Source organism: Nocardioides candidus (assembly GCF_041321175.1).
Lineage (GTDB): Bacteria > Actinomycetota > Actinomycetes > Propionibacteriales > Nocardioidaceae > Nocardioides.
Window position 1 is genome coordinate 14,587 of the sequence record NZ_JBGGWC010000005.1, and the last position, 11,597, is coordinate 26,183.

The following is an 11,597-nucleotide window of genomic DNA, read 5'->3' on the forward strand; positions in this document are numbered from 1 at the left end:
TGCGATCACTCGATCGGCTCCGGGTTGGCGGTGTCGAGCTTGCCGTCCTTGACGAAGTAGGCGTAGATCGTCGACGAGGTGATGTCGCCCTTGTCGTCGAACGAGATCGGCCCGCTCGCTCCGTCGTCGTTCGAGTAGCTGCCGATGAAGTCGTTCAGCTCCTCGGCGGTGGACGCACCGTCCTCGACTGCGGCGAGGAAGATGTTCGTGCAGTCGTAGGCCTGCGTGGAGTACAGACCGGCGTCGCTGCCGTTCACTGCCTTGTACTTGTCGTTGAAGTCGGCCGGGGCGGGAGCCGCGGGGGCGGACAGCACCGCGCCCTCGGCCGCGTCGGCACCGGCGGCGTCGACGAAGGCGGGGTCCTCCGCGCCGTCACCCGACATGAACGTGCCGTCGAAGCCGCCCTGGCGCAGCTGCTTCACCAGCAGGCCGGCCTCGGCGTAGTAGCCGCCGTAGAACACCGCGTCGGCGCCCGAGGCCTTGACCTGGGTCACGACCGCGGACATGTCGGTCTGGCCGACCGTGATCTGGTCCTCGCCGCCGACCGCGTCGCCGAGCGAGTCCTTCACCACGTTGGCGAGGCCCTTGCTGTAGTCCTGGCCGTCGTCGATCACGAAGACCTTCGTGGCACCAGCGGTGCCGGTCAGGTAGGTCGCGTCAGCGGCACCCTGGGCGGCGTCGTTGCCGATGATGCGGTGCCAGGTGATCCAGCCCTGCTCGGTGATGGTGACGTTGGTCGCCGAGGGCGAGATCGACGGAAGGCCCTGCTCGTAGAACGTCTTGCCGGTCGCGAGCGACTCACCGGAGAAACCGGGGCCGACCAGACCGAAGATCGAGTCGTCGTTGACGATCTGGGTCGCGAGGGCAGGCGCCTTGTCGGGGCTGCCCTGCGAGTCGAATTCCTTCAGGTTGATCTGGCAGTCCGAGTGGTCCTTGTTCCACTCGTCCAGTGCCAGCTTGATGCCGCCGACCATGTTCAGGCCCAGCGCACCCGCGTCGCCCGTCTCTGCCCCGAGGAAGGCGAGGTTCTTGCCGCAGAAGGCGCTGTCGTCGCCCCCACCGCCGCCGGAGCTGCTGCCGCCGTCGTCGTCGGAGCCACACGCCGTCACGGACAGGGACATGGTCAGAGCGACCGCTCCCAATCCCACTACCTTGTTCAGCCTCAAGACTCTCCCGCTTCCTGTTCGGCCGTGGACAGCCGGGTGCTGCCCGCGGAGGTGTCCTGCCGCGGGAACCTACACCTGTGGGAGGGTCCGTGGTAGCAACTCGGCCCTACGACACCGATTCCTGACGAATCTGTTACTTAATGGGCCGGTCCCAGGAGTTCTTACTCGGAGCCCGGCACCCCGTGCGAGACGACACCCTCGGCGACCTGCCGCATGGACATGCGCAGGTCCATCGCGGTCTTCTGGATCCAGCGGAAGGCTTCGGGCTCGGTCAACGAGAGCTGCTCCTGGAGGATGCCCTTCGCCCGGTCGACGGCCTTGCGCGTCTCCAGCGCGTCCTTGAGGTCGGTGACCTCGGCCTCGAGCTGCGCCATCTCGGCGAACCGGCTGACCGCCATCTCGATCGCCGGCACCAGCTCGGACTGCGTGAACGGCTTGACGAGATAGGACATCGCGCCCGCGTCGCGCGCGCGCTCGACCAGGTCGCGCTGCGAGAACGCCGTCAGCATCACGACCGGCGCGATCCGCTTGCTCGCGATCGCCTCCGCCGCCGCGATCCCGTCGAGCACCGGCATCTTCACGTCGAGGATGACCAGGTCGGGCCGCAGCTCCTCGGCCAGCTCGATCGCCTTCGCGCCGTCGCCGGCCTGGCCGACCACGTCGTACCCCTCCTCCGCCAGCATCTCGGCGAGGTCCATCCGGATCAGGGTCTCGTCCTCCGCGATGACGACGGTGCGGGGAGCGGGCGTGTCGGTCACGGGGAAAGGTTATCGGGCGTTGCGTTTCGGGCGGATGTCGCGCATGGCCGACCCGTGTACCGGCTGCGGCTCAGCGGGGAGCATCGGCTACGGTTCCGACTGCTGCGCCCCGGTATTCCAATCGGCAGAGAATGCGGTCTCAAACACCGTCCAGTGTGGGTTCGAGTCCCACCCGGGGCACTTTCCGTGGTCCGCCATCAGCGCACAGTGCCTACGCTGCAGGCATGACCATGCGGACCGAGCGCTCGGACAGATGGGTCAGGGCGTATGTCGACGAGACGGCGGTCGTCGACAGCCGCGACGCGCTGCTCTTCTGGGAGCCGGTTTTCCCGATCCCGATGTACGCCTTCCCGCGCTCGGACGTCCGGTCCGAGGCGCTGCGGCCCTCGTCGGCCGGCCGCCCGACGCCGACGTTCTCCGGGCCGAAGGGTCCGGTGAGCGAGCTGTACGACGTCGTGGTCGGCGACCGCGTGCTCGAAGCCGCTGCCTGGGTGCGCGACGACCCGGCGATCGCCGACCGGATCGTCCTCAGCTGGGAGCCCGGACTGTTCGACCGGTGGCTGGAGGAGGACGAGGAGGTCTTCGGGCACCCGCGCGACCCCTACAAGCGGGTCGACGCCCTGCCGAGCTCGCGCCACGTCGAGGTGTCGATCGGCGGCACGGTCGTGGCCGACAGCCACTCCCCCGTGCTGCTGTTCGAGACCCACCTGCCGACGCGCTACTACCTGCCGCGCGACGACGTACGGCTGGATCTCCTCACGCCGACCGACAACCGGAGCATGTGCCCCTACAAGGGGTACGCCGAGGAGTACTGGAGCCTCGAGGGCGTGCCCGACGCCGACAACATCGCGTGGAGCTACGCCCGCCCGTTCCCCGCGGTCGCGCGGGTCAAGGACCGGGTGGCGTTCTACAACGAGCTCGTCGACATCACCGTCGACGGAGTGCTGCAGGAGCGACCGGAGTCGGTCTTCAGCAAGCGAGCCAACCGCCCGACCAGCTGATCGCTACCGGCGCCGATAGGCGGGCGCGACCTCGTTGATGGCGTCGCCCATGCGGTGGATGCGCAGCGCGTTCGTCGAGCCGGGGATGCCCGGGGGGCTGCCGGCCACGATCACGACGAGGTCGCCCTCCTTGACCCGACCGATGCGCAACAGCTCCTCGTCGACCTGGCGCACCATCTCGTCGGTGTGCTCGACCGTCTTGGTCTGGAAGGCCTCGACGCCCCAGGTCAGGGACAGCTGGGAGCGGCTGCGCGCCTCAGGGGTGAAGGCCAGCACGGGGATCGGGCTCCGGAGACGGGCCAGGCGTCGGGCCGAGTCGCCGGACTGGGTGAAGGCGACGACGTACTTCGCCTCGACGCGGTCGGCGACCTCCTCGGCCGCCTTGGTGATGATCCCGGCGCGGGTGTGCGGGTCCCAGTCGATGCGCCCGAAGCGGCTGAACGTGTCGTCGGACAGGGCGTGCGCCTCGGTCGCGGTGATGATCCTGGCCATCGTCTCGACGGTGTGGATCGGGTGCTCGCCCACGCTGGTCTCACCCGACAGCATCACGGCGTCCGCACCGTCGAGCACCGCGTTGGCGACGTCGCTGGTCTCGGCGCGCGTCGGAGCGGGGTTGGCGACCATCGACTCGAGCATCTGCGTCGCCACGATCACCGGCTTCGCGTTGCGTCGCGCGGCGACGATGATCCGCTTCTGGAGGAACGGCACCTCCTCGAGCGGGCACTCCACGCCGAGGTCGCCGCGGGCCACCATGAACCCGTCGAACGCCTCGACGACCTCGTCGAGGTTGTCGATCGCCTGCGGCTTCTCGATCTTCGCGACCACGGGGAGGATGACCCCCTCCTCGCGCATGATCTTGCGGACGTCCTCGGCGTCGGCGGCGCTCCGGACGAAGCTGAGCGCGACGTAGTCGACGCCGAGCCGCAGCGCGAAGCGCAGGTCGTCGGCGTCCTTCTCCGAGAGTGCCGGCACCGAGACGGCCACGCCCGGCAGGTTGATGCCCTTGTTGTTGCTGACCTGCCCGCCGACCAGGACCTCGGTCTCCACGTCGGTGTCGGTGACCGACACGACGCGCAGCCGCACCTTGCCGTCGTCGATCAGGATCGGGTCGCCGGGTCCGACGTCACCGGGCAGTCCCTTGTACGTCGTGCCGCAGATCGTGTCGTCGCCCTGGACGTCGCGCGTGGTGATCGTCCACCGCTGGCTGCGGCGCAGGGTCACGGGGCCGTCGGCGAACCGCTCCAGCCGGATCTTGGGGCCCTGCAGGTCGGCGAGGATGGCCACGCCGTGGCCGCTCGCGTCCGACGCCTCCCGCACCAGGCGGTAGACCTCGGCGTGGTCGGCGTGGGCGCCGTGGCTCATGTTGAGCCGGGCGACGTCCATCCCCGCGTAGACGAGCTCCCGGATCCGGCGCTCCGAGTTGGTCGCCGGACCCAGGGTGCACACGATCTTGGCTCTCCGCACGGAAGAACCCTATCGGGCGATTGGAACGTTCACACGACGACGGGTCGCGCAGTGGGCGGGATCGGCGAGGGCAGCGTCGTGGAGCCGGTGAGGTACTTGTCCACGGCGGAGGCGGCGGCCCTGCCCTCGGCGATCGCCCACACGATGAGCGACTGGCCGCGGCCGGCGTCACCGGCCACGAAGACGCCCTCGACCGACGACATGTAGTCGTCGTCGCGGACCACGTTGCTGCGCGGGTCGAGCTCGACGCCGAGCTGCTCCACCAGACCGGGACCCTCCGGGCCCAGGAACCCCATCGCGAAGAGCACCAGGTCGGCGGGGATCTCCCGCTCGGTGCCCTCGATCTCGACGAGCCGGCCCTCCTCGAACCGCACGTCGACCAGCTCGAGGGCGCGGACGTTGCCGGCCTCGTCGCCCAGGAACCGCTTGGTCGACACGGAGTAGACCCGCTCACCGGCCTCCTCGTGCGCGGAGGAGACCCGGAAGATCATCGGGTACGTCGGCCACGGCTGTCCGGCGGGACGGTCCTCCGGCGGCTCGGGCATGATCTCGAGCTGGGTGATCGACGCCGCGCCCTGACGGGTGGAGGTGCCGAGGCAGTCGGCGCCGGTGTCGCCGCCACCGATGATGACGACGTGCTTGCCGTCGGCACGGATCTGGTCGGCCACCTCTTCGCCGAGGGCGACGCGGTTGGCCTGCGGGAGGAACTCCATCGCCTGGTGGATGCCCTTGAGCTCACGGCCCGGCACCGGCAGGTCGCGCGGCACGGTCGCGCCCATCGCGAGCACCACGGCGTCGTAGCGGTCCTTCAGGGCGGAGCCGGTCAGGGCCCCGCTGCCCACCTCGACGCCGGAGCGGAAGACCGTGCCCTCACGCTTCATCTGCTCGAGGCGCCGGTCGAGGTGCTGCTTCTCCATCTTGAACTCAGGGATGCCGTAGCGGAGCAGGCCGCCCGGCTTGTCCGCGCGCTCGTAGACGGCGACGGTGTGACCCGCGCGGGTCAGCTGCTGGGCGGCAGCGAGGCCCGCGGGCCCCGAGCCGATCACCGCGACGGTGCGGCCCGAGAGCCACTCCGGCGGCTGCGGGACGACGTAGCCCGACTCCCAGGCCTTGTCGATGATCGAGACCTCGACGTTCTTGATCGTCACCGCGGGCTGGTTGATGCCGAGCACGCAGGCGGTCTCGCACGGCGCCGGGCAGAGGCGACCGGTGAACTCCGGGAAGTTGTTGGTCGCGTGGAGCCGCTCGATCGCGGCCTGCCAGTCGTCGCGCCAGACCAGGTCGTTCCACTCGGGGATGATGTTGCCCAGCGGGCAGCCCTGGTGGCAGAACGGGATGCCGCAGTCCATGCAGCGGCCGGCCTGCTCGGTGATGATCGGCAGCAGGGCCCGCCCGGCGCTCCCCGGGTAGACCTCGTGCCAGTCCTGCACCCGCTCCTCGACCGGACGTCGCTCGGCGACCTCGCGCGTGGTCTTCAAGAAACCCTTGGGGTCAGCCATAGAGCACCTCCATCACCTTGTTGGCGGCAGCGTCGGCGTCGAGGCCCTCGGCCTCTGCCTCGGCCTGGACCGCCAGGACCTTCGCGTAGTCGCGGGGCATGACCTCGGTGAACCGCGGCAGTGCGGCCTCCCAGTCGGCCAGCAGCGCCTCGGCCACGTCGGAACCGGTCTCCTCGTGGTGCGTGCGCACGATCTGCTGGAGCTCGGTGGCGTACTCGTCGCTGACGGGCCGCAGGTCGACGAGCTCGCGGTTGACCCGGACCTCCTTGAGGTCCAGCACCCATGCGATGCCGCCCGACATGCCGGCGGCGAAGTTGCGGCCGGTCCGGCCGAGGACGACCACCCGGCCACCTGTCATGTACTCGCACCCGTGGTCGCCGACACCCTCGGTGACGACGGTCGCGCCCGAGTTGCGCACGCAGCACCGCTCACCCACGCCGCCGCGGATGTAGACCTCGCCCGAGGTCGCACCGTAGGTGATCGTGTTGCCCGCGATGATGTGCTCGTCGGCCTTGAACGACGCCGAGCGGTCGGGCCGGATGACCAACCGGCCGCCCGAGAGGCCCTTGCCGACGTAGTCGTTGGCGTCGCCCTCGAGGCGCAGCGTGATGCCCTTCGGGACGAACGCGCCGAAGGACTGGCCCGCGGAGCCGACCAGGGTCAGGTCGATGGTGCCGTCGGGCAGGCCCTCGCCGCCGTACTTCTTGGTGACCTCGTGACCGAGGATCGTGCCGACCGTGCGGTTGACGTTGCGGACCGTGAACTGGCCGCGGACGGGCTCGCCGGACTCGATGGCCGCGGCCGCCGCCGGCACCAGCTCGGTGACGTCGAGCGACTTCTCCAGACCGTGGTCCTGGCCGCCGGTGTTGCGCACGTCCTGGTCGGGGAAGTGCGTGTCGGCGACCTCGACGCGGTGCAGGATCGGAGCCAGGTCGAGCCCGGAGGCCTTCCAGTGGCGCTCTGCGTCGACCGTGTCGAGCGCCTGCACCTGGCCGATGGCCTCCTCGATCGACCGGAACCCGAGCGACGCCAGCAGCTCGCGCACCTCCTCGGCGATGAACTCGAAGAAGTTGACGACGTAGTCGGCCTTGCCGGAGTAGCGCGAGCGCAGCACCGGGTTCTGGGTGGCGACGCCCACCGGGCAGGTGTCGAGGTGGCAGACCCGCATCAGGATGCAGCCCGACACGACGAGCGGAGCCGTCGCGAAGCCGAACTCCTCGGCCCCGAGCAGCGCCGCGATGACGACGTCGCGACCGGTCTTCAGCTGGCCGTCGGTCTGCACGACGATGCGGTCGCGCAGACCGTTGAGCAGCAGGGTCTGCTGGGTCTCGGCCAGACCGAGCTCCCACGGGCCGCCGGCGTGCTTGAGCGACGTCAGCGGGGACGCGCCCGTGCCGCCGTCGTGACCGGAGATCAGCACCACGTCGGCATGCGCCTTGGAGACGCCCGCGGCGACGGTGCCCACCCCGACCTCGGAGACCAGCTTCACGTGGACGCGGGCCGACGGGTTGGCGTTCTTGAGGTCGTGGATCAGCTGCGCCAGGTCCTCGATCGAGTAGATGTCGTGGTGCGGCGGCGGGCTGATGAGGCCCACGCCCGGCGTCGAGTGCCGGGTCTTCGCCACCCAGGGGTAGACCTTGTTGCCCGGCAGCTGGCCGCCCTCGCCGGGCTTCGCGCCCTGCGCCATCTTGATCTGGATGTCGTCGGCGTTGGTGAGGTACTCCGACGTGACGCCGAACCGGCCCGACGCGACCTGCTTGATCGAGCTGCGGCGCTCGGGGTCGTAGAGCCGGTCGGGGTCCTCGCCGCCCTCACCGGTGTTGGACTTCGCGCCCAGCCGGTTCATGGCGATCGCGAGGGTCTCGTGCGCCTCCTGGGAGATGGAGCCGTAGGACATCGCTCCGGTCGAGAACCGCTTGACGATCTCGGCGACCGGCTCGACCTCGTCGATCGAGATCGGCGCGCGGCCGATGACCGAGGGGTCCTTGAACTTGAAGAGCCCGCGCAGGGTCATCAGCTTCTCGGACTGGTCGTCGACCGCCTGGGTGTACTGCTTGAAGATGTCGTAGCGGCCCGTGCGGGTGGCGTGCTGGAGACGGAAGACCGTCTCCGGGTTGAAGAGGTGCGGCTCGCCCTCACGACGCCACTGGTACTCCCCGCCGATCTCCAGCTCGCGGTGGGCGGGCGCGATGCCGCCGCGGGGGTACGCCGTCGCGTGCCGCCGGGCGACCTCCTCCGCGATCGTGTCGAGCTCGATGCCGCCGAGCTTGGACGTCGTACCGGTGAAGTACTTGTCGACGACGGCCTGCGAGAGCCCGACGCACTCGAAGATCTGTGCACCCGTGTACGACGCCACGGTGCTCACGCCGATCTTCGACATCACCTTCACGACGCCCTTGCCGAGCGCCTTGATGAGGTTGGCGACCGCCGTCTCCGGCTCGGCCTTGACGTAGTAGCCCTCGCGGGCGAGGTCCTCGACGGACTCCATCGCGAGGTAGGGGTTGACCGCGGCCGCGCCGTAGCCCACGAGGAGCGCGACGTGGTGGACCTCGCGGACGTCGCCGGCCTCGATCAGCAGGCCGACCTGGGTGCGGGTCTTCTCGCGCACCAGGTGGTGGTGCACGGCACCGGTCAGCAGCAGCGACGGGATCGGCGCGAGGTCGGCCGTCGAGTGCCGGTCGGACAGGACGATGACGCGGGCGCCGCCCGCGATCGCCTCGCTGACCTCGTGGCAGATCTCGTCGATCCGCTGAGCCATCGCCGCGCCGCCGCCCTCGACCGGGTAGAGACCGCGCGAGACATGGGTGATGAACCCCGGCATGTCGCCGTCGCGGTTGATGTGCCGGATCTTCGCGAGGTCGTCGTTGGAGATGACGGGGAACGGCAGCACGACCTGACGGCACGACGCGGGGGTCGGCTCGAGCAGGTTGGCCTCCGGCCCGATGGTCCCGTTGAGGCTGGTGACCAGCTCCTCGCGGATCGCGTCGAGCGGCGGGTTGGTGACCTGGGCGAAGAGCTGGCTGAAGTAGTCGAACAACAGCCTCGGCTTGTCGCTCAGCGCCGCGATGGGCGTGTCGGTGCCCATCGATCCGAGCGCCTCGCCACCGGTGTTCGCCATCGGCGTCAGGAGGATGCGCAGCTCCTCCTCCGTGTAGCCGAAGACCTGCTGGCGACGGGTGACCGACGCGTGGGTGTGCACGATGTGCTCACGGTCAGGGATGTCGTCGAGGTGGATCAGCCCGGCGTGCAGCCACTCCCCGTAGGGGTGCTCGGCGGCGAGCTCGGTCTTGATCTCCTCGTCCTCGATGATCCGGTGCTCGTCGGTGTCGACGAGGAACATCCGGCCGGGCTGCAGCCGACCCTTGCGGACCACCTTCGCCGGGTCGATGTCGAGCACGCCGACCTCGGAGGCGAGCACGACGAGGCCGTCGTCGGTCACCCAGAACCGCGACGGACGCAGGCCGTTGCGGTCGAGGACGGCACCGATCTGCGAGCCGTCGGTGAACACGACGCACGCGGGGCCGTCCCACGGCTCCATGAGCGCGGAGTGGAAGCGGTAGAAGTCGCGCCGCTTCTCGTCCATCTCGGTGTGGTTCTCCCAGGCCTCCGGGATCATCATCAGCACCGAGTGGGGCAGGCTGCGCCCGCCCATGTGGAGCAGCTCGAGCACCTCGTCGAACGAGGCCGAGTCGGAAGCACCCGGGGTGCAGATCGGGTAGAGCCGCTCCAGGTCGCCCGGGATGAGGTCGCTCTGCACGAGCGCCTCGCGAGCGCGCATCCAGTTGCGGTTGCCCATGACCGTGTTGATCTCGCCGTTGTGCGCGATGAACCGGAACGGGTGGGACAGCGGCCAGCTCGGGAAGGTGTTGGTCGAGAACCGCGAGTGCACGACCGCGAGGGCGGAGGCGATCCGCTCGTCGACGAGGTCGGGGAAGAAGTTGTCGAGCTGGTCGGTGGTCAGCATGCCCTTGTAGATCAGGGTCCGCGACGACAGCGACGGGAAGTAGACGTCGGTCTCGCGCTCCGCGCGCTTGCGCAGGCAGAACGCGCGGCGCTCCAGCGCCATGCCGGTGATCTGCTGGCCGGCGCCCTTGACGAAGAGCTGGCTGAAGGTCGGCATCACGCTGGCGGCCATCGTGCCGAGGATGTCGGGGTTCACCGGGACCTCACGCCAGCCGACGACGTCGAGGCCCTCCTCCGCCGCGATCTCCTCGATCTGCTGGCGGGTCTTGGCGACCTGCTCCTCGTCGCCCGGCAGGAAGGCCGTGCCCACGGCGTAGGAGCCCTTGTTGGGCAGCTCGAAGCCCGCGTCGCGAGCGGTCTCGCGCAGGAACGCGTCGGGGACCTGCATCAGGATGCCCGCGCCGTCACCGGAGTTGACCTCGGCGCCGGCGGCACCGCGGTGGTCAAGGTTGCGCAGGGCGGTCAGGGCCTTCGCCACGATGTCGTGGCTGGCCTCCCCCGTCATGGTCGCGACGAAGGCGACACCACAGGCGTCGCGCTCGTTGCGGGGGTCGTAGAGACCCTGGGGCGGCGGGAACGCGTGCGAGTAGGGCACCAGAGTTCTCCCGTCGGCTACGTCCGGGCGCCCTGCCGAGCGGCAGGAATCCACGGAAGGTGGGGCGCAAGGGACGTCACTGGCCCACGCGGCGGAAGCCTCAGGTTACCACCGTGTATCGGGGAGGCGGCACGCGTCAGTCCGCGGTGGACACGTCCTCGTCGTGCTCGTCGACCTCCACAGCGGCGGTCTCGTCCGCCTCCTCGGCCTCGTCGGCCTCGTGCGCCCCGTCCTCGTCGACCGGCTCGTCCGACGACCCGGAGCCGTCGGGCTCCGCGTCGTCGCGGAACACCGACGTCTCGCGCCCGGGGTGGCGCTTGGTGGAGATCGCGAAGTAGGCCGCTGCGGCGAGGAACAGCACGATCGAGGTCCACACGTTGAACCGCACGCCGAGCACGTGCTCGAGCTGGACGTCGTCGATGCGGAGGTACTCGATCCAGCCTCGTCCCAGCGTGTAGAGCATCACGTAGGCGGCCATCACCCGGCCGAAGCCGAGCTTGAACCGGCGCTCCAGCCAGATCAGCACGGCGAAGGCGCCGAGGTTCCAGAGGCACTCGTAGAGGTAGGTCGGGTGGAAGGTGGTGCCGGGCGCGAAGCTGCACGGGTCGCCCTGGTAGGGGTGGTCGCACTCGGTCGGCCAGTGGTCCTGGTCGATCTCCAGGCCCCACGGCAGGTCGGTGGGCTTGCCGTAGAGCTCCTGGTTGAACCAGTTGCCCCAGCGGCCGATCGCCTGGGCGATCAGCACGCCCGGCGCAAGGCTGTCGGCGAGCGGCAGGAACCTGATGCCCTTGGCCCGGCAGCCGAGGTAGGCGCCGACGGCGCCGAGGGCCACGCCGCCCCAGATGCCGAGACCGCCGCGCCAGACGTAGAGCGCGGTGACGGGGTTCTCCCCGTCGCCGAAGTAGCGCTGCCAGTCGGTCGCCACGTGGTAGAGCCGCGCGCCGACGATGCCGAAGGGCACCGCCCAGATCGCGATGTCCTGGACGTCGCCGGGACGTCCGCCGCGCGCCACCCAGCGGCGCTCGCCGATCCAGATCGCCGCGACGATGCCGAGGATGATGCACAGCGCGTAGCCGCGGATCGGCACGGGCCCGAGGTGCCAGACCCCGTTGGAGGGACTGGGGATCGTGTAGGCGAGCTGAGGGAGCAAG

At 69.8% G+C, this 11,597-nt stretch carries 7 protein-coding genes and 1 tRNA gene; 2 read left to right on the top strand and 6 right to left on the bottom strand.

Translation table 11 applies throughout. From position 1 onward, the window contains the following. Positions 1–5: 5 nt before the first annotated feature. On the bottom strand, positions 6–1,121 hold the full coding sequence (locus ACAX67_RS19465; protein WP_370705554.1) for a branched-chain amino acid ABC transporter substrate-binding protein: 1,116 nt from the start codon (positions 1,119–1,121) through the stop codon (positions 6–8). Positions 1,122–1,327: 206 nt separating this feature from the next. After that, positions 1,328–1,924, bottom strand: a complete 597-nt coding sequence (locus ACAX67_RS19470) for an ANTAR domain-containing response regulator (RefSeq protein WP_370705555.1) — start codon at positions 1,922–1,924, stop codon at positions 1,328–1,330. Positions 1,925–2,030: 106 nt separating this feature from the next. Between ACAX67_RS19470 and ACAX67_RS19475 the strand changes: the two genes are divergently transcribed. Continuing rightward, positions 2,031–2,104, top strand: a tRNA-Leu gene (locus tag ACAX67_RS19475). 44 nt (positions 2,105–2,148) lie between these two features. Then, positions 2,149–2,925: a DUF427 domain-containing protein gene (locus ACAX67_RS19480; protein WP_370705556.1), complete on the top strand. Its 777-nt coding sequence runs from the start codon at positions 2,149–2,151 to the stop codon at positions 2,923–2,925. Between the two features lie 3 nt (positions 2,926–2,928). On the opposite strand, the gene pyk is transcribed toward ACAX67_RS19480, so the two are convergent. The 4 genes from pyk to lgt all read right to left on the bottom strand — a co-directional run bounded on the left by pyk (position 2,929) and on the right by lgt (position 11,596). After that, positions 2,929–4,389, bottom strand: a complete 1,461-nt coding sequence (gene pyk / locus ACAX67_RS19485) for a pyruvate kinase (protein WP_370705557.1) — start codon at positions 4,387–4,389, stop codon at positions 2,929–2,931. Positions 4,390–4,418: 29 nt separating this feature from the next. Further along, positions 4,419–5,888 carry a glutamate synthase subunit beta gene (gene gltD / locus ACAX67_RS19490; protein ID WP_370705558.1) on the bottom strand — a complete coding sequence of 490 codons (1,470 nt, stop codon included), beginning with the start codon at positions 5,886–5,888 and terminating at the stop codon, positions 4,419–4,421. After that, positions 5,881–10,446 (bottom strand): glutamate synthase large subunit, encoded by a 4,566-nt coding sequence (gene gltB / locus ACAX67_RS19495; protein WP_370705559.1) that lies wholly within the window; start codon positions 10,444–10,446, stop codon positions 5,881–5,883. Before gltB ends, gltD begins: the two co-directional genes overlap by 8 nt. 136 nt (positions 10,447–10,582) lie before the next feature. Next, complete coding sequence (gene lgt, locus ACAX67_RS19500) at positions 10,583–11,596, bottom strand: prolipoprotein diacylglyceryl transferase (RefSeq protein WP_370705560.1); 1,014 nt, start codon at positions 11,594–11,596, stop codon at positions 10,583–10,585. Between the last annotated feature and the right edge of the window lies 1 nt (position 11,597).

What these genes read in the sequence shown, in the direction of transcription:
- ACAX67_RS19465 (WP_370705554.1), bottom strand. Translation starts at nt 1,121, where the DNA reads ATGTCCCTGTCCGTGACGGCGTGTGGCTCCGACGACGACGGCGGCAGC.
- ACAX67_RS19480 (WP_370705556.1), top strand. Translation starts at nt 2,149, where the DNA reads ATGACCATGCGGACCGAGCGCTCGGACAGATGGGTCAGGGCGTATGTC.
- gltD (WP_370705558.1), bottom strand. Translation starts at nt 5,888, where the DNA reads ATGGCTGACCCCAAGGGTTTCTTGAAGACCACGCGCGAGGTCGCCGAG.